At 63.4% G+C, this 25,870-nt stretch carries 21 protein-coding genes and 1 tRNA gene; 17 read left to right on the top strand and 5 right to left on the bottom strand.

The window, feature by feature from the left end:
- Positions 1-94: 94 nt before the first annotated feature.
- From tyrS to nrdR, 4 genes are all read left to right on the top strand, one after another.
- The gene (gene tyrS / locus CEY05_RS13970) at positions 95-1,324 is read left to right on the top strand and encodes a tyrosine--tRNA ligase (RefSeq protein WP_088598924.1); all 1,230 of its coding nucleotides are present in this window, start codon (positions 95-97) and stop codon (positions 1,322-1,324) included.
- A 103-nt stretch (positions 1,325-1,427) separates the two neighbouring features.
- A complete protein-coding gene (locus CEY05_RS13965; RefSeq protein ID WP_088598923.1) occupies positions 1,428-2,081 on the top strand; it encodes a YbhB/YbcL family Raf kinase inhibitor-like protein in 654 nt (217 codons plus the stop codon).
- A 365-nt stretch (positions 2,082-2,446) separates the two neighbouring features.
- On the top strand, positions 2,447-3,694 hold the full coding sequence (gene glyA / locus CEY05_RS13960; protein ID WP_088598922.1) for a serine hydroxymethyltransferase: 1,248 nt from the start codon (positions 2,447-2,449) through the stop codon (positions 3,692-3,694).
- A gap of 15 nt (positions 3,695-3,709) precedes the next feature.
- Complete coding sequence (gene nrdR / locus CEY05_RS13955) at positions 3,710-4,189, top strand: transcriptional regulator NrdR (protein WP_088598921.1); 480 nt, start codon at positions 3,710-3,712, stop codon at positions 4,187-4,189.
- A 64-nt stretch (positions 4,190-4,253) separates the two neighbouring features.
- On the opposite strand, the gene CEY05_RS13950 is transcribed toward nrdR, so the two are convergent.
- Both CEY05_RS13950 and CEY05_RS13945 read right to left on the bottom strand, forming a co-directional pair.
- On the bottom strand, positions 4,254-5,267 hold the full coding sequence (locus tag CEY05_RS13950) for a GlxA family transcriptional regulator (RefSeq protein ID WP_088598920.1): 1,014 nt from the start codon (positions 5,265-5,267) through the stop codon (positions 4,254-4,256).
- 5 nt (positions 5,268-5,272) lie between these two features.
- Positions 5,273-5,836: a cysteine hydrolase family protein gene (locus tag CEY05_RS13945; RefSeq protein ID WP_088598919.1), complete on the bottom strand. Its 564-nt coding sequence runs from the start codon at positions 5,834-5,836 to the stop codon at positions 5,273-5,275.
- Positions 5,837-6,038: 202 nt separating this feature from the next.
- Between CEY05_RS13945 and ribD the strand changes: the two genes are divergently transcribed.
- The 5 genes from ribD (at position 6,039) to CEY05_RS13920 (ending at position 13,077) form a co-directional block, all read left to right on the top strand.
- Positions 6,039-7,214, top strand: coding sequence for a bifunctional diaminohydroxyphosphoribosylaminopyrimidine deaminase/5-amino-6-(5-phosphoribosylamino)uracil reductase RibD (gene ribD / locus CEY05_RS13940; protein ID WP_088599223.1), 1,176 nt, complete (start codon positions 6,039-6,041; stop codon positions 7,212-7,214).
- Between the two features lie 145 nt (positions 7,215-7,359).
- Positions 7,360-8,007: a riboflavin synthase gene (locus tag CEY05_RS13935; RefSeq protein ID WP_088598918.1), complete on the top strand. Its 648-nt coding sequence runs from the start codon at positions 7,360-7,362 to the stop codon at positions 8,005-8,007.
- Positions 8,008-8,325: 318 nt separating this feature from the next.
- Positions 8,326-10,251, top strand: a complete 1,926-nt coding sequence (locus tag CEY05_RS13930; protein ID WP_088598917.1) for a PrkA family serine protein kinase — start codon at positions 8,326-8,328, stop codon at positions 10,249-10,251.
- 10 nt (positions 10,252-10,261) lie between these two features.
- Positions 10,262-11,524 carry a YeaH/YhbH family protein gene (locus CEY05_RS13925; protein ID WP_088598916.1) on the top strand — a complete coding sequence of 421 codons (1,263 nt, stop codon included), beginning with the start codon at positions 10,262-10,264 and terminating at the stop codon, positions 11,522-11,524.
- Positions 11,521-13,077 carry a SpoVR family protein gene (locus CEY05_RS13920; RefSeq protein ID WP_088598915.1) on the top strand — a complete coding sequence of 519 codons (1,557 nt, stop codon included), beginning with the start codon at positions 11,521-11,523 and terminating at the stop codon, positions 13,075-13,077. Before CEY05_RS13925 ends, CEY05_RS13920 begins: the two co-directional genes overlap by 4 nt.
- A gap of 94 nt (positions 13,078-13,171) precedes the next feature.
- Here CEY05_RS13920 and CEY05_RS13915 read toward each other — a convergent pair whose 3' ends face one another.
- The gene (locus tag CEY05_RS13915) at positions 13,172-14,137 is read right to left on the bottom strand and encodes a tripartite tricarboxylate transporter substrate binding protein (protein WP_088598914.1); all 966 of its coding nucleotides are present in this window, start codon (positions 14,135-14,137) and stop codon (positions 13,172-13,174) included.
- Positions 14,138-14,285: 148 nt separating this feature from the next.
- Positions 14,286-15,794 carry an argininosuccinate lyase gene (gene argH, locus CEY05_RS13910; protein ID WP_088598913.1) on the bottom strand — a complete coding sequence of 503 codons (1,509 nt, stop codon included), beginning with the start codon at positions 15,792-15,794 and terminating at the stop codon, positions 14,286-14,288.
- A gap of 130 nt (positions 15,795-15,924) precedes the next feature.
- On the opposite strand from argH, the gene CEY05_RS13905 reads away from it, so the two are divergent.
- The 6 genes from CEY05_RS13905 (at position 15,925) to CEY05_RS13880 (ending at position 24,029) form a co-directional block, all read left to right on the top strand.
- On the top strand, positions 15,925-16,797 hold the full coding sequence (locus CEY05_RS13905; protein WP_088598912.1) for a LysR family transcriptional regulator: 873 nt from the start codon (positions 15,925-15,927) through the stop codon (positions 16,795-16,797).
- A 12-nt stretch (positions 16,798-16,809) separates the two neighbouring features.
- Complete coding sequence (locus CEY05_RS13900) at positions 16,810-18,732, top strand: dipeptide ABC transporter ATP-binding protein (RefSeq protein WP_369825944.1); 1,923 nt, start codon at positions 16,810-16,812, stop codon at positions 18,730-18,732.
- A gap of 126 nt (positions 18,733-18,858) precedes the next feature.
- A complete protein-coding gene (locus CEY05_RS13895; RefSeq protein ID WP_088598911.1) occupies positions 18,859-20,391 on the top strand; it encodes an ABC transporter substrate-binding protein in 1,533 nt (510 codons plus the stop codon).
- Positions 20,392-20,466: 75 nt separating this feature from the next.
- A complete protein-coding gene (locus CEY05_RS13890; protein ID WP_088598910.1) occupies positions 20,467-21,390 on the top strand; it encodes an ABC transporter permease in 924 nt (307 codons plus the stop codon).
- Positions 21,391-21,396: 6 nt separating this feature from the next.
- Entirely contained in the window at positions 21,397-22,263 is an 867-nt protein-coding gene (locus tag CEY05_RS13885; protein ID WP_088598909.1) for an ABC transporter permease, read from the top strand.
- Positions 22,264-22,265: 2 nt separating this feature from the next.
- A complete protein-coding gene (locus CEY05_RS13880; protein WP_088598908.1) occupies positions 22,266-24,029 on the top strand; it encodes a peptidase M14 in 1,764 nt (587 codons plus the stop codon).
- Between the two features lie 9 nt (positions 24,030-24,038).
- Here the strand turns inward: CEY05_RS13880 and CEY05_RS13875 are convergent, their stop codons facing one another.
- Positions 24,039-24,896 (bottom strand): hypothetical protein, encoded by an 858-nt coding sequence (locus CEY05_RS13875; protein ID WP_088598907.1) that lies wholly within the window; start codon positions 24,894-24,896, stop codon positions 24,039-24,041.
- Between the two features lie 141 nt (positions 24,897-25,037).
- Between CEY05_RS13875 and CEY05_RS13870 the strand changes: the two genes are divergently transcribed.
- Together CEY05_RS13870 and CEY05_RS13865 are read left to right on the top strand one after the other, a co-directional pair.
- A tRNA-Ser gene (locus CEY05_RS13870) sits at positions 25,038-25,128 on the top strand.
- A gap of 281 nt (positions 25,129-25,409) precedes the next feature.
- Positions 25,410-25,733 carry a DUF4148 domain-containing protein gene (locus CEY05_RS13865; RefSeq protein WP_088598906.1) on the top strand — a complete coding sequence of 108 codons (324 nt, stop codon included), beginning with the start codon at positions 25,410-25,412 and terminating at the stop codon, positions 25,731-25,733.
- Positions 25,734-25,870: the final 137 nt, after the last annotated feature.

Genomic DNA, 25,870 nt, shown 5'->3' with positions numbered 1-25,870 from the left:
ATGTGCTGAAAATTGCCCTCCGTCTCCTTTCCGACGGCTGGCCGATTTCTCCGTTCAGAATTCCCGTCCTGGTTCAGCAAGGTTGTCCCTGACTATGTCCCACCCTGAAGCTCCCATTACTCCCGAGGTCGAGGCCGACCTGCGCGTTGCCAAGCGTGGCTGCGACGAACTGCTGGTCGAGTCCGAATTCGTACGCAAGCTGGCGCGCAGCCGCGCCACCGGCGTGCCGCTGCGCATCAAGCTGGGACTGGACCCCACGGCGCCCGACATCCACCTGGGGCACACCGTGGTGCTGAATAAAATGCGCCAGCTGCAGGACCTGGGCCACAACGTCATTTTTCTCATCGGCGACTTCACGTCGATGATCGGCGACCCCAGCGGCCGCAACCACACGCGCCCACCGCTGACGCGCGAGCAGATCGAGGCCAACGCCAAGACCTACTATGCCCAGGCCAGCCTGGTGCTGGATCCGGCGCGTACCGAAATCCGCTACAACTCCGAATGGTGCGATCCCCTGGGCGCGCGCGGCATCATCCAGCTGGCCTCGCGCTACACCGTGGCACGCATGATGGAGCGCGACGACTTCACCAAGCGCTTCAAGGGCGGCGTGCCCATCGCGGTGCATGAATTCCTGTACCCATTGATGCAGGGCTACGACTCGGTGGCGCTGAAGTCCGACCTGGAACTGGGCGGCACCGACCAGAAATTCAACCTGCTGGTGGGCCGCGAGCTGCAGAAGGAGTATGGCCAGGAACAGCAGTGCATCCTGACCATGCCTTTGCTGGTGGGGACGGATGGCGTCGAAAAGATGTCCAAGTCCAAGGGCAACTACATCGGTATTTCGGACACCCCGGAATCGATGTTCGGCAAGCTGATGTCGATTTCCGATACCCTGATGTGGCGCTACTTCGAACTATTGTCCTTCCGCACGCTGGAAGACATCGCCGCCCTGAAGGCAGAGATCGACGGCGGCCGCAACCCGCGCGACGCCAAGGTCGCCCTGGGCCAGGAGATCGTCGGCCGTTTCCACGGTGCCGCGGCGGCGCAGGCTGCCCTGGCCGCCTTCGAGGCGCGCTTCCGTGATGGCGCCCTGCCGGAAGACATGCCCGAGGTCAACGTGGCCGGTGCGCCGCTGGGTATCCTGAAGGTGCTGCGCGAGGCCGGCCTGTGCGCGTCCGGCGCCGAGGCCCAGCGCAACATCGAGCAGGGCGGCGTACGCGTCAATGGCGACAAGGTGGAAGACAAATCGTTGCAATTGTCCGCCGGCGAGTATGTCATCCAGGTGGGCAAACGCAAGTTCGCCCGTGTAACCTTGGCCGGGTAGTTGGCGGCGCCGTACGACCGAATCTGTAAGCCTGGATTGGAACTACGCAAGTCAATTCAAAACAGATACGCTTAAGTCTGTCCGACGCATCAGGAGGCATGCCATGAAGCTCGCGAGCTTGTCCTTTTCCGATAACGAGGCTCTTTCCGACCGCTACGCGTTCGGCCGCATCGACGCACAAACCCATATTGCCCTAAGCGATAACTGCAACCCCCAGTTTTCATGGGACGACGTGCCCGAAGGCACGCTTTCGTTCGCCCTGGTGGCGCACGATCCCGACGTGCCCAGCAAGCCGGATGACGTCAACCAGGAGGGGCGCCAGGTGCCGGCGGATTTACCCCGGGTGGATTTCTACCATTGGGTGCTGATCGACCTGGCCCCGGAAACCCGGGAAATCGAGGAGGGTGCTTTTTCCAACGGCATCACGCCGCGTGGCAAGGGCGGTCCGATGGCGCCCCAGGGCACCCGCCAGGGCGTCAACAGCTATACGGACTGGTTTGCGGCCGATCACGACATGAGCGGCGATTATTTCGGCTACGACGGCCCGTGCCCGCCGTGGAACGACGCCATCGTGCACCACTACGTCTTCACCCTGTATGCGCTAAGCGTACCGAAGCTGGACCTGGAGGGCGCCTTTACGGGGGCCGACGTGCTGGCGGCGATCAAGGGCAAGGTGCTGGCGCAGGCCGCGTTGACGGGGACCTACACCCTCAATCCTGACCTGGCGCCCAAGCAGATCGGCACGACTTCGGCCTGACCTGGGGCTGTCCGGGGCGCGCGGCGTCCCGGATGGCGGCGGCAGGGTGCAACGGCGGGCTTGCCCGCCGTTTTCATGTCTGCCGTTTTCATGCCCCGCCGTTTTTATTCCCGCCATTGCGTGGCAATCCACAACCGCCATCTGCGTGAAATATTTTCATGCTTGCTTGAATAGGGTTTTCCCTTGACCTGATTCCGGCGCCTATATGCGCGTTTCGCGGTGTTTTAGCGCGCTTTTCTGTTCGTTTCGTAATGTGGGACGTGACGGCAGGGTCTCTTGGGGGCTGTCATTTGTGGGTCGCGCTGTAAACTACCGCCTATCCCCTGGTTTTCCCCGATTTTCAGACTTTCCTCTCAGGACTTTCCATGTTTGACCGCTCCCGTACGATCTCCCAGGTCGACCCCGATCTCTGGGCCGTTATCCAGAAAGAAAATGTGCGCCAGGAACAGCACATCGAACTGATCGCTTCCGAAAACTACGCCAGTCCCGCCGTCATGCAGGCGCAGGGAACGCAGCTCACCAACAAGTACGCGGAAGGCTACCCTGGCAAGCGTTACTACGGCGGTTGCGAGTTCGTGGACATCGCGGAGCAGTTGGCCATCGATCGACTGAAGCAGCTGTTTGGCGCCGAAGCCGCCAACGTGCAGCCCAACTCGGGTTCGCAAGCCAACCAGGGCGTCTATATGGCGGTCCTGAAGCCGGGCGACACCGTGCTGGGCATGAGCCTGGCCGAAGGCGGTCACCTGACGCACGGCGCGTCGGTCAATGCGTCCGGCAAGCTCTACAATTTCCTGCCCTACGGCCTGGACAGCGCTGAAGTGCTGGACTACGGCAAGGTCGAAGCGCTGGCCCAAGAGCACAAGCCCAAGCTGATCGTGGCCGGCGCTTCCGCCTATTCCCTGCACATCGATTTCGAACGCATGGCCCGCATCGCGCGCGACAACGGCGCGCTTTTCATGGTCGACATCGCCCACTACGCCGGTCTGGTGGCGGGTGGCGCGTATCCCAACCCGGTGCCGCATGCCGACTTCGTCACGTCGACCACGCACAAATCGCTGCGCGGTCCCCGTGGTGGCGTGATCATGATGAAGGCCGAGTTCGAGAAGGCCATCAATTCCGCCATTTTCCCGGGCATCCAGGGCGGTCCCCTGATGCACGTCATCGCCGCCAAGGCCGTGGCGTTCAAGGAAGCGCTGCAGCCGGAATTCAAGGGCTACGCCGAGCAGGTGGTGAAGAACGCCAAGGTGCTGGCGGAAACCCTGGTCAAGCGCGGCCTGCGCATCGTCTCCGGCCGTACCGAAAGCCACGTCATGCTGGTTGATCTGCGTGCCAAGGGCATCACCGGCAAGGAAGCGGAAGCGGTGCTGGGCCAGGCTCACATCACGGTCAACAAGAACGCCATTCCCAACGACCCGGAAAAGCCCTTCGTCACCAGCGGTATCCGCCTGGGTACACCGGCCATCACCACCCGTGGCTTCAAGGAAGCGGAAACCGAACTCACCGCCAACCTGATCGCCGACGTGCTGGACAACCCGCGCGACGAAGCCAACATCGCCGCGGTGCGTACCCGCGTCGATGCGCTGACGGCCAGCCTGCCGGTCTACGGCGGCTGATCAGGGTCCGGCAACGTGCGCTGTCCATTCTGCGGGCATACGGACACCCAGGTCGTCGACAGCCGGGTGTCCGAAGAAGGCGATACCATTCGCCGGCGTCGCCGTTGCCAATCGTGTGACAAGCGCTTCACGACTTACGAACGGGTCGAGTTGACCATGCCGTCTATCGTGAAGCGCAATGGCAGCCGCAGCGATTTCGAGCCAGGCAAGCTGCGCGGCAGCTTGTCGCTGGCGCTGCGCAAGCGCCCGGTCAGCACCGAGGACGTCGACGCCGCCGCGGCGCGCATCGAAGAGACGCTGCTGGCCAGCGGCAAGCGCGAAGTGCCGTCCGCTTATGTCGGCGAGCTGGTCATGAACGAGCTGAAGAAGCTCGACAAGGTGGCCTACGTGCGCTTTGCCTCGGTCTACCGCAGTTTCGAGGACATCGGCGAATTCATCGAAGCCATCCGTGAGATGCAGGGCCCACTGTTGCAAGGCAAGCTGCGCAAGGAATAAGAGGGTCGCTGCTGGCGTCAGCAAGCTTCCCACATTGTTCGCTGTCGATGGACGGCCATCCCCATCAATCGCCGTTGCGCCAGGCGCCTGGCGACAGCGCTTCGAACTTGCGCCAGACACGGCGCAGGTGATGCACCGAACCGAAGCCGGCGCGCTCCGCCACATTTTCCAGGCTCATCCCGCTCTCCCGTACCAGTTCCCGCGCCATGGCGATGCGGATCCGGTGCAGGTATTCCAGCGGCGAACAGCCGGCATGGCGCGCGAACAGGCGGGCCAGATGACGGCTGCTGGTGTGCGCCCGCTTTGCCATGGCCTGCGCCGACCACGGCGCCGCGGGTTCCTGCACGATGGCATCCTGGATCCGGTGTACGACGGGATGCAGGTGATTGCGATGCTCCAGCCAGGGGGAAACGGCGGGGTCGTCGCCCTCGCGGCGCAGATAGACCACCATTTCACGCGCCACCGCGCTGGCCACCCTGGCACCGCACAGGTTGGCGGTCAGGTGCAGGGCCAGGTCGATGCCGGCGGTATAGCCGGCGCTGCTCAGTACGCGCCCGTCCTCCACGAAGATGCGGTTATCGAGCACCCGCGCTTCGGGGGCTATCCGCGCCAGCATGCCCAGGCAGGAATGATGGCTGGTGCAGGCGCGCTGGTCGAGCAGGCCGGCCGCCGCGGCAAGCAGGGCGCCCCAGCACACCGTCATCAGGCGAAAGCCATCGGCGGGATGGCGCCGCGCCAGCCAGTCCACCAGTTGCCGCGTCTCCTGCTCTTGCCAGGCGATCTCCGCACCCACCGTCCCCACCACCACGGCCAGCCCATGCGCGGGCAGCCGTTGCGGCAGCGGCGCCAGCCCGGCCAGGCGCAAGCCGGGCAGGCCGCTATCCATGCCGGCGGCGGGACCGCAAAAATGCAGTTCGAAACTTCCCGGCGCGTATTTGTTAGCCACCCGGAACACCTCGGCCGGACCCGCGACATCCAGCAGGACGGTTCGCGGCAGCAGGATGAAATAGACCGGCGTGGAGACGGGCGGCAGGGCGGCTGCCGGCGCTGCGGGACTGTGGCGTTGGCTTGCCTCCATGAGCGCTAGGCCGCCAAGGCCCCTGCCGCGTCGACGATGCGGGCGAAGCGTCCGTCCAGCACCAGCATCGTACGGTCACGGATATCGGCGGCGGTGTAACGGCGGCCGGCGGCGCTGACCATGGGAAAGGTCAGCGTGGCGTCGGCGACGAAGCGCACCTGGAAGCCGGCGTCGGAGGCGTGGCGCGACGTCGTTTCGCAGCATTGCTCGGTACGGATGCCGCAGACGATGACTTCCTCGATGCCATGTTCGCGTAGCCAATGCTCCAGGGTGGTGCCGTTTCCATCCCTGGAATAGAGCGCGGAATGCACCGTTTTGTGGAATGTCGCCACGGGCGTGTAATGGATTTCCTCCAGCGTGCGCACCAGGCCGGACTGCGGCGAGAAAGGATCATCGGCCGGCGCGTCGGGCTCGTGATGAAAAATCCGCAGCGCGGGAATACCCGCGGCGGCTGCCTGGCCGAGCACCTGCTTGAGCGCAGCGTAAAACACCGGCAATTCTTTGTCGTCCCAATACGGACGCCGCCGGAAGGATTCCTGCACATCAATGACCAGCACTGCTTGTTTCATGTGACTCTCCGGGAAACCGGCGATTGGCGCCGGTATGCAACGCATTGTGCAACCCGGCCCGTTGTCATGCCAGATCCGGGCCGGACCATATGCGGACCGATTCGGACATCGCCATGATGCCCGTGTGGGCAATCCGGCGCCAGCGCAATGACGAGGCCGGGCATACAATTCACACGTGACTACCGAAGCCGACCTGCACTGGATGCGCCACGCATTGGCGCTCGCCCGAACCGTTATGTACACGACCACGCCCAATCCCCGGGTGGGGTGCGTCATCGTGCGCGATGGCCGTGTGATTGGCGAGGGCGCGACGCAGCCGCCTGGCGGTGCGCACGCCGAGGTCGGTGCCCTGCGCGATGCGGCAAGGCGTGGCGAGTCCACCGCCGGCGCCACCTTCTACGTGACCCTGGAACCTTGCAGCCATTACGGCCGCACGCCGCCTTGCGCGGATGCCGTGGTGGCCGCGGCGCCGGCGCGCGTGGTGGTGGCCATGGGCGATCCCAATCCGCTGGTGGCCGGGGCCGGCCTGGCGCGTCTGCGCGACGCCGGCATCGCCGTCACGGCAGGCATCTGCCAGGAAGAAGCTTTGGCGCTGAATGCCGGCTTCGCCGCGCGCATGAGCCGCGGCACGCCCTGGACCTGGCTCAAGCTGGCGGCGTCCCTGGATGGCCGCAGTGCCCTGCATAACGGCATGTCGCAATGGATCACCGGGGCGGAAGCGCGCGCCGATGGGCATGCCTGGCGTGCGCGGGCGGACGTCATCCTGACCGGCATGGGCACCGTGCTGAAGGACGATCCGCAACTGACGGTGCGGGATTTCGACCTGCCGCGCCAGCCGCGCAAGGCGGTTGTGGACAGCGAACTGCGCCTGCCGGAAAACGCCCGCCTGCTCGACGGTTCCGAGGTATGGGTGTTTACCACCAGCGACGACCAGGAGAAGGCCCGGCGCTTGGAGCAGCGCAACGCGCGCGTGATCCGCCTGCCCGCCGCCGGTGGCGACGCAGCGGATGGCGCGCCTGCGGCCAGCGCCTCGGACGGCCGGGCCTCCGCTGGCCGCGCCTTTCCCGGCCGCGTCGACCTGGCAGCGATGCTGCGGTGGATGGGCGAGCAGCAGGTCAATGAAGTGCATGTGGAGGCCGGCGCCGGCTTGAGCGGTGCGTTGCTGGCCGCCGATTGCGTGGACGAGGTGTTGGCCTATATCGCGCCGGTGTTGCTGGGCGATGCCGCCGGCATGGTGGGCCTGCCCATGCTGGAGCACCTGAAGGAAGCGCGCCGTTTTGAATTCATCGATGTAGCGCGGCTGGGCGGCGATGTGCGCCTGCGCGGCCGCTATATGGAACGTTGGCAGCAGTTGATGACGGCTGCTGCCGCCAGTTGAGGCGGGCCGCGCACAGGCGTTGCCCTATTGTTTACCCCTAGTCCTCGGCGGCCAGGCCGCGCAGGCGCACGGCTTGCGTGCCTACTTGCCATCCGGCAACGGAATGGTGGCTCCGGTTCAAGGAAATTACCAGGAGTGAGTTCTTATGTTTACCGGCATCGTGGCGACCGTGGGACGTATCGTACGTGTCCAGCCTTTTGAATCCAATGACGGCGACGCGGGTTTACACCTGCATATCGACGCCGGCGCACTGGACTTGAGCGATGTGGGGCTGGGCGATTCGATCGCCATCCAGGGAGCCTGCATGACCGTGGTCGCTTTGCAGGGTCGTGAATTCCAAGTGGACGTTTCGCGCGAAAGCCTGAATCTCACCACCGGATTGGCGCAGCCTGGCGAAGTGAACCTGGAAAAAGCGCTGCGTCTCGGCGACGCCCTCGGCGGCCATATGGTGTCCGGCCACGTCGATGGCCTGGGTGTCGTGGAGAGCTATGAACAGGTCGGTGAATCGAGGGAGCTTATCATCCGGGCCCCCACGCAAATCGCGAAATATCTCGCTTATAAAGGCTCTGTTACCGTAAATGGCATCAGCCTCACGGTAAATCGCGTGGAAGATATGCCCGAAGGAAAGGGTTCCAACATAAGTATTAACGTTATTCCGCATACCCAAGAGGTGACCACGTTGCGTAACGTAAAGGCGGGCGACAAAGTCAACTTGGAAATCGACACGATTGCACGCTATGTCGAACGCATGCTTAGCGCGCCGGGCGCGAAGGAAATCCATCGCGGCGTGTAGGTCTTCAACAGGATTGGACGGTCGCGCGTTTCTCTGTTTTTTGTGGTGAGAGGCTGATGGCGTATATCGAGATGATTTATTTCAATGCGCGTTTTCCCCTCTCTTTTTGCGGAACTTGTGTTGTTTGTCACTGGACTAAACCATATCGCCGCGGACCGTAATGCCGTGTGTGTGTGTCGAAAGCAACAACGCATTGCGATGTATGACCCACGAATGAACTAATGGCGAATACCTCTAGCAGTGCAGAACACACAGGCACACAATGAGCTAACGGGAGCTTAGTAGACCTTTTCGCACGACGTTGTTGGAGGTGTCACGATGCTGAACATCGTAGAAGGCTTCAAGTCGCAGTACGCCAGGGATCAGGAAGCGGAGCTGACCCTTGAGGAATACCTCAATCTGGCGAAGCGTGATCCGATGGCGTATGCCAGCCCCGCCGAGCGGATGCTGGCTGCGATCGGCGAACCGGAGATCATCGACACTCGCAACGATCTGCGGCTGTCCCGGTTGTTTGCCAATCGCATCATCCGGCGCTATCCAGCCTTCAAGGAATTCTTCGGCATGGAGGACGTGATCAGCCAGATCGTGGCCTTCTTCAAGCATGCCGCGCAGGGCCTGGAAGAACGCAAGCAGATCCTCTACCTGCTGGGACCGGTCGGCGGCGGCAAGTCTTCCATCGCGGAACGCCTGAAATCGCTGATGGAGAGTTACCCCATCTATGCGCTCAAGGGGTCCCCGGTCAACGAGACGCCGCTCGGCCTGTTTCACCCGGATCGTTTTGGCGAACAACTCGAACAGGAATACGGGATTGCGCGGCGCTACCTGAGCGGCATCATGTCGCCTTGGGCCATCAAGCGCCTGAAGGAATTCGACGGCGACATCTCGCAGTTTCGCGTCGTGCGCCTGAACCCGTCCGTGCTGCGCCAATTGGCGATCGCCAAAACCGAGCCGGGCGACGAGAACAACCAGGACATTTCCTCGCTGGTCGGCAAGGTCGACATCCGCAAGCTGGATCGCTATTCGCAGGACGACCCGGATGCGTACAGCTACTCCGGCGGCCTGTGCCAGGCCAACCAGGGTTTGCTCGAATTCGTCGAAATGTTCAAGGCGCCCATCAAGATGCTGCACCCCCTGCTGACGGCCACGCAGGAAGGCAACTTCAAGGGTACCGAAGGCTTCTCGGCGATTCCGTTCAACGGCAGCATCCTGGCCCACTCCAATGAATCGGAGTGGCAGACCTTCCGCAACAACAAGCACAACGAGGCCTTCCTCGATCGTATCTACATCGTCAAGGTGCCGTACTGCCTGCAGGTGTCGGAAGAAGTCTGCATCTACGACAAGCTGCTGCGCAACAGCTCGCTGAGCGAAGCGCCTTGCGCGCCCGGCACCCTGGACATGATGGCGCAGTTCTCCGTGCTGACCCGTATCAAGGAGCCGGAGAATTCCAACATCTATTCCAAGATGCGGGTGTATGACGGCGAGACGCTGAAGGATGTCGATCCAAAGGCCAAGTCGCTGCAGGAGTACAAGGACTACGCCGGTACCGATGAGGGCATGAACGGGGTATCGACGCGTTTCGCGTACAAGATTCTTTCCAGCGTCTTCAACTACGACCAGACCGAAGTTGCGGCCAACCCGGTGCACCTAATGTATGTGCTGGAGCAGCGCATCGGCCGCGAGGACTTCCCCGAGGACACGCGGCGGCGCTATCTGGAATTCATCAAGGGTTACCTGGCGCCGCGTTATGCGGAGTTCATCGGCAAGGAAATCCAGACCGCCTATCTGGAGTCTTATTCGGAATATGGCCAGAACATTTTCGACCGCTACGTCACCTTCGCGGATTGCTGGATCCAGGATGAAGAATTCCGCGATCCGGAAACCGGCGAAAGCTTCGACCGCTCGGCGCTGAACGACGAACTCGAAAAAATCGAGAAACCGGCGGGCATCGCCAATCCGAAGGATTTCCGCAACGAGATCGTCAATTTCGTGTTGCGGGCGCGTGCCAACAATAGTGGCCGCAATCCGACGTGGACCAGCTACGAGAAGCTGCGCGAAGTGATCGAGAAGAAAATGTTCTCGAATACCGAAGACCTGCTGCCCGTCATTTCCTTCAATGCCAAGGCTTCGGCCGAGGACAAGAGCAAGCACCAGAGTTTTGTCGAACGGATGGTCGATAAAGGCTATACCGAGAAACAGGTGCGGCTGCTCTGCGAATGGTATTTGCGGGTCAGAAAATCCTCCTGAGCGGGGTGCTATGAACTCACTTATCGATCGTCGTCTCAATGGACGCAACAAGAGCGCCGTCAATCGGGAACGTTTTCTTCGGCGCTACAAGACTCAGGTACGCAAGGCAGTCCGGGACCTGATTCGCGAGCGCTCGATCGAAGAGATGGATCAGGGCGGGGAGATCAATCTGCCCACCCGCGACATCTCCGAACCCCGGTTCCGGCATGGACCCGGGGGCGATCGGGAGATCGTGCATCCGGGCAACCGCGAGTTCGTCGCGGGCGACACCATAGACCGGCCCCAGGGTGGGGCCGGCCAGGGTGGCGGCAATGAGCCGGGCGAAGGCGACTCGGTGGACCAGTTCACGTTCACCCTGTCGCGTGCCGAGTTCCTCAATTTCTTCTTCGAGGACCTGGAATTGCCGCATCTGGTGCGCACCCAGCTGGGTGACGTCAACCAGAAGAAATGGCAGCGCGCCGGCTACACGACGACCGGGTCGCCCAGCTCGCTTAGCGTCAATCGCACGTTGAAGGCTTCCTTGTCGCGCCGTATCGCCCTGAGCGTGGGCGCGCGCCAGGAATTGACGGCGGCGGAGGACGCGCTGGAAGCGTTGCTGGCCGACAAGGCTTCGGACGAGCTGGTGCAGGCCGCCCGCGATCAGGTGGAAAGCTTGCGCGGCCGGCTGGCACGGGTGCCTTTCCTGGATGAAATCGACCTGCGTTATCGCAATCGCGTGTCGGTGCCGGTGCCGGTGGCGCGCGCCGTCATGTTCTGCCTGATGGACGTTTCGGGCTCCATGGACGAAACCAAGAAGGACATGGCCAAGCGCTTCTTCACGCTGCTTTACCTGTTCCTGACGCGCAAGTACGAGCATGTCGACCTGGTTTTCATCCGCCATACCGACAATGCCGAGGAAGTGGACGAGGACACCTTCTTCCACGATCCGAAGAGCGGCGGCACGGTGGTGTTGTCAGCCCTGGAGCTGATGCACGAGATCATCGCCAAGCGGTATTCGCCGTCGACCTGGAATATCTACGCGGCGCAGGCCAGCGACGGCGATTCCTTCGGTGCCGACGCCGGCCGCAGTGTGCGTTTCCTGTCGGAGCACTTGTTGCCGGCCACGCGGTATTTCGCCTATATCGAGCTGCACGACATCCATGACGTGCGCAAGAGCAGTCTGTGGGCGGAATACGAACGGGAGCCGGCCGAGCACTTCGTCATGCGACGCATATCCGACCGCTCGGAGATTTTCTCGGTGTTTCACGAGTTGTTCCGCAAGGAGGCCGCATGAACGCCATCCTGAATGCGCTGGAAGCCCCCGCCACCGGCGACCTGCCGGGCGGCGGCACGCCCGGTGAAGGGCCTATCTCGACCACGTCGGAATGGACGTTCGAGCTGCTGCAACGCTACGACGAGGCCATCGCCAAGATCGCGGCCGAGTTCAAGCTGGATACCTATCCGAACCAGATCGAGGTCATCACGTCCGAGCAGATGCTGGACGCGTATGCCTCGGCCGGCCTGCCGGTCGGCTATGCGCACTGGTCCTACGGCAAGGATTTCATCGTCAACGAGCAGGCCTATCGCAAGGGCGCGCAAGGCCTGGCGTATGAGATCGTCATCAACTCTGATCCTTGCATCGCCTATCTCATGGAAGAGAATTCCATGGCGATGCAGGCCCTGGTGATCGCCCACGCCAGCTATGGCCACAACTCTTTCTTCAAGGGAAATTACCTGTTCCGCCAGTGGACCGACGCCGAGGGCGTGGTGGACTACCTGGTGTTCGCGCGCAAATACGTGATGGCGTGCGAGGAACGCTACGGTATCGACGCGGTGGAGGAAATTCTCGATTCCTGCCATGCGCTGTCCTCCCACGGGGTCGATCGCTACAAGCGGCCGGCGCCGGTGTCCTATAAGGCAGAGCTGCAACGGGTGGCGGACCGCGAGGAATACCAGCGGCTGCAATTCAACGATCTGTGGCGCACGGTGCCCAAATCGGAAGAGCAGGAAAAGGGCCGCGAAAGCGTCTTTCCGCCGGAGCCGGAGGAGAACGTCCTCTACTTCATCGAAAAGCATTCGCCCAAGCTGCAGACCTGGCAGCGGGAACTGGTGCGTATCGTGCGCAAGATTGCGCAGTACTACTATCCGCAGATGCAGACCAAGGTCATGAACGAGGGCTGGGCCACGTTCTGGCACTACACCATCCTTAACCGCATGCATGAAAAGGGGCTGGTGACCGACGGCTTCATGATCGAGTTCCTGCAGAGCCACACCAATGTGGTGAGCCAGCGGGGTTTCGACCAGCGTGGCTATGGCGGCATCAATCCCTATGCGCTGGGCTTCGCCATGATGACGGACATACGCCGCATCTGCGAACATCCGACCGAGGAGGACCGGCGCTGGTTCCCCGACATCGCGGGTGGGGATTGGCTGAAGACGCTGGACTTCGCCATGCGCAACTTCAAGGACGAGTCCTTCATCTCGCAATACCTGTCGCCCAAGCTGATCCGGGATTTCCGCTTCTTCGCCATTGCCGACCACGCGTCCAACCCCAAGCTGGAAGTGGCGGCGATCCATGACGACGAAGGCTACCGGCGCGTGCGCAAGCTGCTCGCCGAGCAGCACAACCGCGACAACCAGGTGCCGGATATCCAGGTGCTGCGCTACAACCGCGACACCGACCGGTCACTGGTGCTGCGCCATCTGCAGACGCGCGGCCGGCCGCTGGTGGCCGAGGATGCCGAGGAAGTTCTCAAGCATCTCGGGCGCTTGTGGGGCTTCAAGGTGCGCCTGGAGGAAACCGACACCAGCGGGGAACGGATGTCCTATCGGGAAGTGACGCCGTAAGGCGGCTGTCGTGCCACGCAGTCAGAAAAGCCCCGGGGCGAATGCCCGGGGCTTATTTCTTGGCGCAGCTGCAATGCAGTCGCAGCGCTTGCTCCTATTCAGCCAGCCTGGCTTCCTTGATCAGTTCCGACCAGCGCTTGGACTCCGCGTCGATGAGGGCCGAGAATTGCGCGGGCGTGCCCTGTATGGCTTCGGCGCCTTGCTCGGCCAGCATGTGCTGCATGGCTGGCGTGGCGACCACGTCGCGCAGCTCGCGGGACAGGCGGTCCACCAGGTCGGCGGGCATGCCGGCCGGTCCCATGAGACCGTACCAGGATTCCACCACGCAGTCGCAAGCGCCGGCTTCCTTCATCGTGGGGACGTCGGGCAGCATGGCGCTGCGCTTGTCGCCCGCGATGCCCAGGCCCTTGAGCTTGCCTTCCTTCACTTGGGCCGCGACACCGGGCACGTTGGCGAAGAGGATTTGCACGCGTCCGCCCATCAGATCGACCATGGCGGGACCGACCCCTTTGTACGGGACGTGCGTGAACCGGGTGCCGGTCTTGAGCATGAATAATTCGCCCACCATCTGGTTGACCGAGCCTATCCCCGCGGATGCCATGCTCAACTCGCCAGGGTGGGCCTTGGCATAGGCGGTGAGGTCGGCCAGGTTGTTCACCGGCAGGTCGGGTGACGTGACCAGGACATTGGGCAGGCTGGCGAATTCGCCGATGGGCGTGAAGGCGGTCTTGGGATCGAAGCGCAACTGCTTGGACAGGTAAGGCAGGATGGACTGCGCTCCCATCGTGGCCAGTAGCAAGGTGTAGCCGTCCGGGGCCGCGTTGGCCACCAGTTCGGCGCCGATCAGGCCGCCGGCGCCGGCGCGGTTTTCCACGATCACCTGCTGGCCCAGGCGCTGCGACAGGTTGTCGGCCAGGAGCCGGCCCATCAGGTTGACGCTGCCTCCTGGCGCGAAGGGGACGATTAGGCGGATGGGTTTGCTGGGATAGGACTCCGCCGCGTGAGTCGCGAGCGGGAGCGCCAGCGCGGCGCCCAGGATGAGTCGACGCAGAATGTTCATGGTGGTTTTCCCCTTGGAATCTTGTGCTTCGTTCAGTGCTCGATGCTTCTTGCCGGGCCTTCAACGCCCGCAGTGCTCGCAGTGCCCGCAGTGCCCGCAGTACCTTCAGTACCTTCAGTGCTTGCAGTGCTCAGCGCCGCCGGCGGAGTCACTGCCCCGCCGCCGCCAACTCACGGGTCTGTTGCGTGAGCGTCGCGGCGGCGTCGGCGATGCGGCGCCGGCAGGTCTGCGTTTCGTCCAGCAGGTGAGCGCGCATCCGCGCCTGCCGCTCGATGCTTTCAATGACGCGTTCGTGTGCCGGTCCACCGAGGATCTTGCGCGAGGCGACATTGCGCCGCGGATCCAGGCAGTCCGCGACGGTAGCAGCGCTCAGGCCCGCCGGCCGGCCCAGTTCTTCGTGGCAGGCGGCGTCGATCAGGGCGGTGTCGATCCGGTCGGCGGTAATGCCCTGGTCCAGCGCGCTGCGCACCACCGCGCCGACGACATGGTGAGCGTCGCGGAAGGACATGCCAGCCTCGCGCACCAGTGCGTCGGCCAGGTCGGTGGCCGTGGAGAAGTTGCCGCGCGCCTGCGCCAGCATGGTTTGCGGGCGCGGCTGGGCGCGATCGACGATGAGGCGCAACAGCGCCAGACAACGCGTGGACTCGTCCGCGGCCTCGTAGAAACTGCGCATGCTTTCGCGGCTGCCGTCGCCCGTGTGGGTGAAGTTGGTGCCCTTGATGGTGGCCATGGATGCCGTCAACAGGCCGAGCATGTGTCCTGCCTTGCCCTTGAGATGCTCGAGCACGGCCGGGTTCTTCTTCTGCGGCATGATGCTGGACGTGCTGGCCACGCTGTCGGGAAATTCGATCAAGCCGAACTCCGGCGTCGACCAGACGTAATAGTCCTGCGCGACCCGGCTCCACGTGACGGCGGCAATGGTGATCGACGACAGGATCTCCAGGGCAAAGTCGCGCGAGCCCACCGCATCCAGGGCGTTGGGCACGGGCGCGGCGAAACCCAGCCAGCCGGCGGTGATGCCGCGATCGATGGGGAAGGCCGTGCCGGCCAGGGCGCCCGCGCCCAGGGGGCAGGCATCCAGGCGGCGCAGGCCCAGGTTCAGGCGGTCGATGTCGCGGAGTATGGTCTCGGCCACTGCCGTCAGGTAGTAGCCGTAGGTGATGGGCTGGGCCGGCTGCAGATGCGTGTAGCCCGGCATGACCACATCGGCATGTTCACGGGCTCGCGTCAGGGCGGCGTCGTGCACGGCGGCCATGGCGTCGATCAGGTCCAGGATCTTGGCGCGCGCCTTCATGCGGTCGACCGTGGCGCCCATGTCGTTGCGGCTGCGCGCCATGTGCAGGCGGCCGCCCGCGTCGCGGCCGGCGATCTCCATCAGACGCGCTTCGTAGTTGAAGTAGGCCTCTTCGCGGGCGGCGTCCAGTTCGACCGCGTCCGGCCCTTCTTCTTCCATCCGCAACAGCGCGCGGGCCAGGGCGGCGGCGGTGGCCGTGTCCATCAGGCCGGCGCCATGCAGCATCAGCAGATGCGCCTGGTTGATGCTCGTCAGGTAGCCGAAGTTGGCGTGAAATTCGCGCATGAGGCGCGGCGTGTAGATGTACTCGCGTACTTCGGGTGCGAGGGCCTCTTTGAGGCGTCGACTGACCTTGGATTCCATTTTCCTGCTCCGTTGAAACGTCTGCGGACCAGTATGAAAATGCCCCCCTGTAACGTCAAATCAGTTATCTTGGCGCATCGATACATTCTTGATATGGGCGCGGAAGCAAGCGTTTCCGCAGCGGCGCGGCATGAATTTCAAGCAGATAGAAACCTTCCGCGCCGTCATGCTGACGCGCTCGATGACGCTGGCGGCGAGTCAGTTGCACACCTCGCAGCCCAACGTCACCCGTGTGATTTCACAGCTGGAAAAGGAAGTCGGCTTCGCCCTGTTCGAGCGCGTTGCCGGACGCATTTTTCCCACCATCGAAGCAGAGGCTTTGCTGCGTGAAGTCGAACGGGCCTTCGTCGGGCTGGACAGCCTGTCCGAGTCGGCCCGCTCCATACGCCAGTCCGGCACGGGCAGCTTGCGGGTGGGGGCGGTGACGTCGATCGCCATGAGCATCATCCCCGAGGCCATACGCCTGTTCACCGAACGCTATCCCAAGGTGCCGGTGGTGATCCATACCAGCGGGTCGTCGGCCGTCGCACAGTGGACGGCCATGCGGTACTGCGACGTGGGGCTGGTTTCCTTTCTCTCAGACATCCCTGGCATCGAGAGCGCCCTGTTGCGCAAGGAGCGCGGCGTCTGCGTCGTGCCCAGCGACCACCGCCTGGCGCGTAAGCGGCTGATCAAGGCCAGGGACCTGGCGGGCGAGCGCTTCATTTCCCTGCCGCATGGCAGTTCCACGCGGCTGGCCACCGATGCGGCCTTCGAGTCGGACGACCGGGAGCTGACGATAGAAACGCCTTACGCGACCACCATCTGCCGCATGGTGGGGCTGGGACTGGGGGTGGGTATCGTCAATCCCATCGTCAGCCGCAGCATGAAGACGCCTGGTACGAAGGCAATCGCGTTCGAGCCCGTGATTGAATTCAGCAGCTATGTGCTGCGGCCCGCCAATACGCCCAGCACGCGGCTGGTGCGGGCTTTCCTGGCGTGCGTGGACGAGGTGTGGATATAAGGGTTTGTACGGATGTGCCCGTGGGGCGGCACCATCGAGAATCACCCGATTCACCCAGAATCACATTTGCAAATTCCTTCCTTGTCTACCAGCAACACCGCCCCGCCTTCCGCCGATATCCTGCTGTCGTTGCGAGGGGTCACCGTGGACTTTGCCTCCGACTCCGGTCCCGTGCGTGCCGTCGACGGCCTCGACTTCGACGTACGTCCTGGCCAGACCCTGGCCATCGTGGGCGAATCGGGCTCGGGCAAGTCCGTCACTTCCCTGGCCATCATGGGCCTCACCCGCTATACGGGCGGGCGCGTCAGCGCCGGCAGCATCGTGTTGCGCGACAAGGAAGGCCAGGCGCTGGACCTGACCCAGGTTTCCGAAGACCGGATGCGTGCCTTGCGCGGCAACGACATCGCCATGATCTTCCAGGAGCCGATGACGTCGCTGAATCCCGTCTACACGGTGGGCGACCAGATCCAGGAAGCCATCGTGCTGCATCAGCGGCTGGCGCCGGCGGCTGCGCGCCAGGCCGCGCGGGCCCTGCTGGAGAAAGTGCGCCTGCCGGATGCGGAGCAGATGCTGGACCGGTATCCGCACCAGCTGTCCGGCGGCATGCGCCAGCGCGTCATGATCGCCATGGCCCTGTCCTGCCAGCCGCGCCTGCTGATCGCCGACGAGCCCACTACCGCGCTGGACGTCACCATCCAGGCGCAGATCCTCAACATCATTCGCGAGCTGCAGCGCGACCTGGGCACCGCGGTGGTGTTCATCACGCACGATATGGGCGTGGTGGCGGAAATGGCCGACGAGGTGGTCGTCATGCTGCGCGGCAAGAAGGTGGAGCAGGGCACGGTCAAGCAGATTTTCGAGGCGCCCCGGCACGCCTATACCCAGGCCCTGCTGGCGGCCGTGCCGCGCCTGGGCAGCATGACCGGCACCGACCTGCCGCGCCGTACGCAGCAGACGCTGCTGGACGGCGACACACTGCGCCAGGTGGGCGCCGCCTATGACCAGGATACGGCGGACTATCGCCAGCCCTTGCTCAGCGTGCGCGGCCTGACCACGCGCTTCGACGTCAAGCGCAACTTCCTGGGCCGGGCCACGCATCGCGTGCACGCGGTGGAAGGCGTCAGCTTCGATCTCTATCCCGGTGAGACCTTGGCCCTGGTGGGCGAGTCGGGCAGCGGCAAGTCGACCATCGGCAAGACCCTGCAGCAGCTGGTGGCGCCGACGTCAGGCGAGGTGCGCTTCGATGGGCGCGATATCTTCTCGATGGACCGCGCGGGCAGCCAGCGGCTGCGCCAGGAAATCCAGTACATCTTCCAGGATCCATACGCGTCGCTGGATCCGCGCAAGACCGTGGGTTTCAGCATCGCCGAGCCTGTCGTCACGCACGGGCTGCTGGACGGGCAGGCCGCCATCCAGCGGCGCGTCGCCGAGTTGCTGGAGCACGTAGGCCTGGAACCCGGGCATGCCTCGCGTTATCCGCACGAGTTTTCCGGCGGCCAGCGCCAGCGCGTGTGCATCGCGCGCGCCCTGGCCAGCAAGCCGCGGCTGATCATCGCCGACGAATCGGTGTCGGCCCTGGACGTGTCCATTCAGGCGCAGATCCTGAATCTGCTGATGGACCTGCAGAAAGAACACGGCCTGTCCTATCTGTTCATCACACACGACATGGCGGTGGTGGAGCGGGTCAGCCATCGGGTGGCGGTGATGTACCTGGGGCAGATCGTCGAGCTTGGCAGCCGGCGCCGCATCTTCGAGGCGCCGCGCCATGCCTATACGCGCAAGCTGTTGGCGGCAGTGCCGGTGGCCGAGCCTGGCCGCCATATCGATACCAGCCTGGTGTCCGGGGAGATCCCCAGCCCGGTGCGGCGCGTCGGCGATGAGCCGGCGCTTCTGCTGCTGGATGAAGTCGAACCGGGGCATCTGGTGGCCCGTTGATGGTTCACAGGTTGTCCCTTGATCGTCCGTTATTTCGCAGTTGATTGCCCGTTTTGCCATTGCCATTTCCACCGCGAAAGGCACCCTGACCTTGTTCCCTTATCGATTCTGCACCTGGAGGCAATCATGTTTACCCTGAAAAAAACCGCGGCCGCGATGAGCGTGGCGCTGGCGCTGGGCGCCGGGGCATTGTTGCCTTTGTCCGGCGCGCACGCGGCCGGCACCATGACGGTGGCCATCACGCAGGATGCCGGCAGCTGGGACCCGATCGACACGTTCGTGACCTGGTGGGGATCGGTCGGCAGCAACATCTATGACGGCCTGACCATGCGCGGCGCGGACATGAAGCTGCAGCCGGCGCTGGCGACCAGTTGGGAATTCCTGGACAACAACGCGCGCATCCGCTTCAAGCTGCGCGAAGGCGTCAAGTTCCACGACGGCGAGCCCTTCGACGCCAATGCCGTCAAGTTCACCTTCGATCGGCTGCTGAGCCAGGAAGGCGCGAAGGGTCCGCAGCGCTCCAACTACACGTCCATCGACAAGGTGGAAGTGGTCGATGCGCACACGGTCGACTTCATCATGAAGCGCCCCGATCCCGTGATACTGACCAAGCTGGCCGGCTATGGCGGCATGATCGTGCCGCCGAAGTACATCCAGGAGAAAGGGGATGCCTACTTCAACGAACATCCCGTCGGCACCGGCCCGTTCAAGTTCGTCGACTACAAGCCCAAGGTCAGCCTGACGCTGGCGCGCAACGATGACTACTGGGGCGGCAAGCCCAAGCTGGACCAGCTGGTGTATCGCTTCATCGCCGAACCCGCGACGCAGGTGGCGGAGCTGCAGGCAGGACGAGTGGATATCGCCACCGTCATTCCCTTGAACCTGGTCGCCACCATCGACAAGTCGTCCAACGCGCATATCGTCAGCACCAGTGGTCCGGTCACCATCGTGGTGCGCTTCGATACCGTGCATGGCATCACCGCCAAGCGCGAGGTGCGCCGCGCCTTGACCATGGCCGTGGACCGCGACGCCATCATCAAGCAGTTGCTGATGGGCAAGGCCAAGCCTATCGCCAGCTTCCAGGGCGATCTGTCCTTCGGCTACGACCCGGCGCTCAAGCCGCTGCCCTTCAATCCGGCCGAGGCGAAGAAGCTGCTGGCGGCGGCGGGTGTCAAGCCCGGCGAAACCATCCAGCTGGATGTGCGCGGCAGCGATTCCCAGTTCCGTGAAGTGGCGCAGGCCATGGCCGCCTACATGCAGGCGGTGGGCGTGAAGGTCACCATCAAGCCGTACGAGACGCCGGTGCTGATCAACGACATCATCCCGCAGGGCAAGACCGGCGCGATGTGGCAGAACCAGTGGGGCGGCTGGACGTATGACTACGACAACACCGCGTATCTGATGTACCACTCCGGCGAGAAGTGGAATCCCTACGACAAGGACGCCAAGCTGGATGCGATGCTGGAGTCGCAGCGCAATACCTATGACGTCAATGAACGGCAGAAGACCTTGCGCGCGGTGGCGGCGTATGTGGCGGACCAGTCCCTGGACCTGCCGATGTACGCGCTGGATACCGTCGTCGGGGTGAACAATCGCGTCAAGGGCGCGGAGATCCCTGGGGATATCCGCTTCCGCTTCGTCAACGCCAGCGTCGAATAAAGGCCGGGAACGCCGCGGCGTCGATCTTTTGAACAGGGCCCCGGCTTGCCGCCGGGGCTTGCCAAGAAAAGTCTTATGACTGGTTTTATCGTCAAACGCGTGCTGCAAGCCATCTTCGTGGTGCTTGCGGTGACGCTGCTGGTTTCCTACGCGGTGCGCCTGACCGGCGACCCGGCGGTGATGCTGAGCCAGGGTGCCGGCAGCATCACTGAACAGGATCTGCAGAACATTCGCGCCGGGCTGGGGCTGGACCGCCCATTCGCCGTGCAGTACCTGTCCTATATGGGCGGACTGCTGCAGGGGGATTTCGGCCGCAGCTTCGCCGGCGGCACGTCGGTGGCGCGGCTCATCGGCGATGCCTTGCCGGCCACGCTGATGCTGGCTTTCGTCTCGCTGGCGCTGTCCATCCTGATATCCGTGCCGCTGGGGATCCGCGCCGCCGTCAACAAGGGCAAGGCCAGCGACCAGGCGATCCGCATCCTGTCGCTGGTGGGCTTGTCCTTTCCCAACTTCTGGCTGGCCTTGATGCTGGTGCTGCTGTTGTCCATCACCTTTCCGCTGTTGCCGCCTTCAGGGTGGGATGGCCCCATCAGCCTGGTGATGCCGGCGCTGACCATGGCCATCATCCTCAGCGCGACGAATGTGCGGCTGGTGCGCACCACCATGCTGGAGACACTGTCGGCGCAGTACATCATGGTGGCGCGCAGCAAGGGCCTGCGTGAACGCGTGGTGCTGTACAAGCATGCGCTGCGCAACTGCGCCATTCCGCTCATCACCTATATGGGCCTGCAGTTCGGCGGCCTGATCGGCGGCATCGTGGTGATCGAGAAAGTCTTCAACTGGCCGGGCATGGGGACGCTGGCCTTCGACGCCATCGCGTCGCGCGACTATCCCGTGTTGCAAGGGGCGGTCACCGTGCTGGCGCTGGTGATCGTCGTGGTCAATCTGTTGGTCGACACTGCCTACGGCATCGTCGATCCCCGCATTCGTACGCGTTGAGGCGCCATGCAGACGATACTTCCCAATGAAGCCGCGCGGCGTGCCGCCGCCCGTCGCCGATTCCGTTCCCTGGAGTTCGTGCTGGGCGTGGTGCTGACCGCCGTGATGGTGCTGGCGGTGCTGCTGTCCGGCTGGCTGTTTCCCGATGGCGGCGAGGCCATGGACCTGGGCGCGCGCCTGATCGCGCCGTTCCAGTCCTGGGCGCATGTATTCGGTACCGATCCGCTGGGCCGTGACGTGCTGGCGCGCGTGGTGGTGGGTGGGCAGATTTCGCTGACCGCCGGATTCTTCTCGGTGCTGTTCGGCGCCTTGCTGGGCACGGTGATGGGGCTGGTGTCGGGCTATTACCGCGGGGTGTGGGACGTCATCGTGATGCGCTTTGCCGACGTGCAGCTGGCCTTGCCCTTCATCCTGGTGGCGATCACGTTCATTTCCATCCTTGGGGGTGGGCTGTTCAACGTGATCTTCTTCATGGTGATCTCGCAGTGGGTGCAGTATGCGCGGCTGGTGCGCGCGCAGGTACTGGCCTTGCGCGAGCGTGAATTCGTGCAGGCGGCGCGCGCGTTCGGCGTGCGCGACCTGGCGATGCTGCGGCATCACATCGTGCCCAATCTGCTGGGGCCGCTGATCATCCTGATGGCCTTGAACGTGGCCAACAATATCCTGTTGGAAAGCAGCCTGACCTTCCTGGGCCTGGGGGTGGATCCCACCATTCCGAGCTGGGGCGGTATGCTTGCCGATGGCCGGACCTATTTGCAGACCGCGTGGTGGGTCAGCGTGTTTCCCGGTCTGGCCATCATGTTGACGGTGCTGGGCCTGAACCTGCTGGGCGATTGGCTGCGTGACCGTCTCGATCCCACCGGCAAGGTGTAGACATGGCAATACTGCTGGAACAGACTTTCGAGCGCACCCTGGATGCCTGGGTGCAGGAGTTTTCCGACCCCGCTTACCGGGGCGCCCGCGTTCATGCGTGGCTGTTCGAGGGGGCCCCGGCGCGGCGCGCGGCGGAGCGGCGTCTGGCACAGGTGGGCGTGGAGGCGCATTTTTATAGCGCGTACAAGCCGCTGGTGCATTTCTTCCTGGACGAAGTCGAGGTGAACGGGCTGGCTGGCGTAACCGTGCGCTATCCGGTGCATGCCGAGGCGCCACGGCGCCGGTTCACCTTGGAAGCCTATCCGCTGGTCGGCATGCTGGACACCATCGAGGTCACTTTCGAGCCGGGTGGTCCCCAGCTGGAGTATGCCATCGAGCTGCGCTATGCCACCGCTCGCACGGAGCAGAAGAAAGTGTTCGCGCCAAACCATGTCGTGACCGACCATGCCGGCGTTGTCAGCCTGACGCCGACGGGATGGGTGAAGGTGGAAGGGGCGGACGGCAGAGTGTTGCTGGACGAGGCGCGTCCGACTGAGTATTCGCGGATGCACGAGACGATATTGCGCGTCGTCGGCGATCATCCTTGGGGTGACAGCGAGCCTTATTTCGAGCGGCTGGAGATTGCCGTGGATCTGCCGGGAATCGAGCGTGACACCGGCTACGAGGACGAGGTCATCAGTACCTTCGAGGCCATGCACGAGGAGATCTACTTCGGTTTGCTGGAGGTATTCCAGCGCCATTCGGGGCGGCCGCCGGGAAACCGCGGCATGCAGCCGGGGCAGATCGTGCCGGATGTCCGCCAGAGCGAGCGCGAAATCAAGCTGCGCATCGCCACCGAGTCGTTCGCGCCGGTGAAGGAGCTGGTGGCGCGGTCCTTGGGGACGCCGTTGTCGGAGGTCAACGGGCCGCTGTCGCCCGAACGCATTGCGCATGAGATGCACGTCGTGGGCGGCGAGCCTTTCAGCGTGCGGACGCGGCAAGGGCGTGCCGTGCTGGGCAGCTATGTGCGGGGCGCGGAGCCGGCCGTGGTGATTTCCGGCGGGCAGCATGCGAACGAAGCGTCCGGCGTGGTTGGTGCGCTGGCGGCCGCGCATGTGTTGAAGTCGCGGGTGGATTCGCATTTTGTGTTGATCGGGCTGGAGAATCCGGATGGCTATGCGCTGTTTGGACAGCTTTGCCAGGGCAATCCTCGGCATATGCACCATGCTGCACGATATACCGCCCTGGGCGATGATCTGGCTTATCGCGAGAAGGCGCCGTATTACGAACTGGAGGCGCGGTTCAAGGCGTATGAGGTGAGTGGTGCGCAGTTGCACATCAGCCTGCATGGTTATCCGGCACATGAATGGACGCGGCCTTTGTCGGGTTATCTGCCGCGTAATTTCGAGTTGTGGACCGTGCCCAAAGGGTATTTCCTGGTCTTGCGGCACCAGCCGGGGTGGGGCGGCAAGGCGCGCGCGCTGATGGAGAACATCACCGTCCGGCTTGCACGGGAGCATCCGGAGCTGATTCGCTTCAATGCCCGCCAGGTGGCGCTATTCCAGGCGCATGCGCAGGAGCGGGGCTTTGACATGCTCAACGGTATTCCCGTGCAGATAACCGAGTCGGCGAACGAGCGGGTGCCGCTGATGTTGATCAGTGAATTTCCCGATGAGACGGTCTATGGAGACCGGTTCCGGTTTGCGCAGGTCGTGCAGACGGCGACGGTGCTGGCGGCGGTGGACGGTTATTTGAATTGTGTGACGCGGGGTGGGGTGGGGCGGTAGGGCTGGTAGTCAGCTCGTGGTGTCGTCGTCGTGGAGGTTGTGAGCGGCGCCGACGCCTGCGCCCAGGCCCATACCCATGCCCATGCCGGCGCCGCCACCACTACCACCGCCTTCGCCTCCGCCTGTTCCGCCGCCACCACCTCCGCCGCCTCCCACACCCGCATTATCCTTGCCGCCTTCCTTGCCTTTCCCGCCCGAGGGGGCGGGGCGAGCGGGGCCCTGCTCGGGGATGATCACTGCGCGGGGTATGGGTTCCAGGTCCAGCACCTTGCGGATGAAGTTTCTCAGGGACACCACCAGGTCGGCGGTATGGACGGGCCGACCCTGCGCCATTTCGGTGGCTGCGTGCGCCGCCATCCTGACCTGTTCTTCCGTTCCCAGCAGGATGATGTCCGACAGCGCTGCTTCGACTGCATCGCGGATGCGGCGGCGGCGTTCGGATGGATTGCCGTTGTCGCCGTTGGCGGCATCGTTGGGGGCTGGCAGCGTGAGCGCCGTGCCGGTGGGGGCGGGGTCAACGGTACCTGCGGGTGGCGCGGAAGTTTGGGCGGTACCGGATGTCATCGTGGGCGCCGCAGCTGATTTGGCGGCATCGGACGCGGACGTGCTGCCTTTCGTGCCCAGGCGTAGATCACGCAGGTGCGTGGGGTCGACCAGCAGGCTCCCGGTGAACGATCCGCCCAATGTCTTGTAGGCAGCGATAAGCGTACGCAGGCGCTCATTGACCTGCCTGTTTTCGCGCTGCCGCCTTTGCTGGATCGTCTGCATCACGATGAGGCGGATCCCCACGCCGATCAACGTAAATACCGCGAGGCCCAGCAGGGTGGAGAGCAGTGCCTGCCAGGAGCTGAAATCCAGATTGCGCATTGTCGGTGGCCTTTGGGGATTGGTGAGGTATTTTGGCTGACTGACGTTGCCCACGCTTGCCAGCACGTTTCATCTGGATCTGCTAGAATCGCGGATTGCCGTTTTCCGTTTCGGGTCTGCCCGGACGAAAAATCCGGATCAGGACAGGTGGCCGAGCGGTTGAAGGCGCACGCCTGGAAAGCGTGTATACGTCAAAAGCGTATCGGGGGTTCGAATCCCCCTCTGTCCGCCAAGAATTCAACCTGGCCAGTCCAGGAACCAAGGAACCCCGTAGCGTTTATCGCCTGCGGGGTTTTTTCGTTTGATCAACAGCCGGCGAAGACGGCCCACCCATAGCAAGCATTAATGGTGGCAATAGCAGCATTGGTCTCTTTTTTGGAAAGGTGATTTAGCGGATATCGGGTTTATCCCTAGGGCTTGCGAGCGCAGAATTCAGTCATCGGGAACAGCAACAGACCACACGGAATTAGCCGACACGGTCTGCTCCCACTGACTAGGACTAGGAGAACTGCCATGAAGACCATCGCCACCTCGCTGATCGTTTCGTTTGCCCTGATTGGTGCCGCCCAAGCCGGTACCCCCCGCGGCGACATCGACAACGTGCCTTTCCAAGGTACCTACGGCCAAGCCGACAGCTCGACCAGCCGTGCCCAGATTCAAGCCGAACTGCAACAAGCGAAGAACGAAGGCCTGGTTGCCTTCGGTGACAGCGACAACGTCGCGTTCTCGGCTCAAGCCGAATCCAACGTGTCGCGTGCCCAAGTCGCCGCTGACGTTGCGGCAACGCCCGGTGCTACCGCCTTCGGCGACACGAACAACGTGCCTTTCCAAGGCTGATCGCAAGAGCATCGATCAGGGAGCGCGAGATCGTGTTCCAGCATCACCTGATCGAGCATTACCGAATTGCAGGATCGCAGTGAAGAACTCGACAGGCAGCCATCGGCTCAGCCTGCTGAAATAAACCGCGCCACTAC

Source organism: Achromobacter sp. HZ34 (assembly GCF_002209485.1).
Taxonomy (GTDB): domain Bacteria; phylum Pseudomonadota; class Gammaproteobacteria; order Burkholderiales; family Burkholderiaceae_B; genus Bordetella_C.
This window is presented reverse-complemented; position numbering and strand designations above follow the sequence as displayed.

Excerpts from the sequence above, each read along its gene's own strand:
- CEY05_RS13930 (WP_088598917.1), top strand. The coding sequence starts at position 8,326 with ATGCTGAACATCGTAGAAGGCTTCAAGTCGCAGTACGCCAGGGATCAG.
- CEY05_RS13875 (WP_088598907.1), bottom strand. The coding sequence starts at position 24,896 with ATGCGCAATCTGGATTTCAGCTCCTGGCAGGCACTGCTCTCCACCCTG.
- tyrS (WP_088598924.1), top strand. The coding sequence starts at position 95 with ATGTCCCACCCTGAAGCTCCCATTACTCCCGAGGTCGAGGCCGACCTG.
- CEY05_RS13865 (WP_088598906.1), top strand. The coding sequence starts at position 25,410 with ATGAAGACCATCGCCACCTCGCTGATCGTTTCGTTTGCCCTGATTGGT.
- CEY05_RS13950 (WP_088598920.1), bottom strand. The coding sequence starts at position 5,267 with ATGGAGGCAAGCCAACGCCACAGTCCCGCAGCGCCGGCAGCCGCCCTG.
- CEY05_RS13880 (WP_088598908.1), top strand. The coding sequence starts at position 22,266 with ATGGCAATACTGCTGGAACAGACTTTCGAGCGCACCCTGGATGCCTGG.
- CEY05_RS13915 (WP_088598914.1), bottom strand. The coding sequence starts at position 14,137 with ATGAACATTCTGCGTCGACTCATCCTGGGCGCCGCGCTGGCGCTCCCG.
- ribD (WP_088599223.1), top strand. The coding sequence starts at position 6,039 with ATGCGCCACGCATTGGCGCTCGCCCGAACCGTTATGTACACGACCACG.
- CEY05_RS13905 (WP_088598912.1), top strand. The coding sequence starts at position 15,925 with ATGAATTTCAAGCAGATAGAAACCTTCCGCGCCGTCATGCTGACGCGC.
- glyA (WP_088598922.1), top strand. The coding sequence starts at position 2,447 with ATGTTTGACCGCTCCCGTACGATCTCCCAGGTCGACCCCGATCTCTGG.
- CEY05_RS13925 (WP_088598916.1), top strand. The coding sequence starts at position 10,262 with ATGAACTCACTTATCGATCGTCGTCTCAATGGACGCAACAAGAGCGCC.
- CEY05_RS13890 (WP_088598910.1), top strand. The coding sequence starts at position 20,467 with ATGACTGGTTTTATCGTCAAACGCGTGCTGCAAGCCATCTTCGTGGTG.
- CEY05_RS13900 (WP_369825944.1), top strand. The coding sequence starts at position 16,810 with ATGTGCCCGTGGGGCGGCACCATCGAGAATCACCCGATTCACCCAGAA.
- argH (WP_088598913.1), bottom strand. The coding sequence starts at position 15,794 with ATGGAATCCAAGGTCAGTCGACGCCTCAAAGAGGCCCTCGCACCCGAA.
- CEY05_RS13935 (WP_088598918.1), top strand. The coding sequence starts at position 7,360 with ATGTTTACCGGCATCGTGGCGACCGTGGGACGTATCGTACGTGTCCAG.
- CEY05_RS13945 (WP_088598919.1), bottom strand. The coding sequence starts at position 5,836 with ATGAAACAAGCAGTGCTGGTCATTGATGTGCAGGAATCCTTCCGGCGG.
- CEY05_RS13885 (WP_088598909.1), top strand. The coding sequence starts at position 21,397 with ATGCAGACGATACTTCCCAATGAAGCCGCGCGGCGTGCCGCCGCCCGT.
- CEY05_RS13920 (WP_088598915.1), top strand. The coding sequence starts at position 11,521 with ATGAACGCCATCCTGAATGCGCTGGAAGCCCCCGCCACCGGCGACCTG.
- CEY05_RS13895 (WP_088598911.1), top strand. The coding sequence starts at position 18,859 with ATGTTTACCCTGAAAAAAACCGCGGCCGCGATGAGCGTGGCGCTGGCG.
- CEY05_RS13965 (WP_088598923.1), top strand. The coding sequence starts at position 1,428 with ATGAAGCTCGCGAGCTTGTCCTTTTCCGATAACGAGGCTCTTTCCGAC.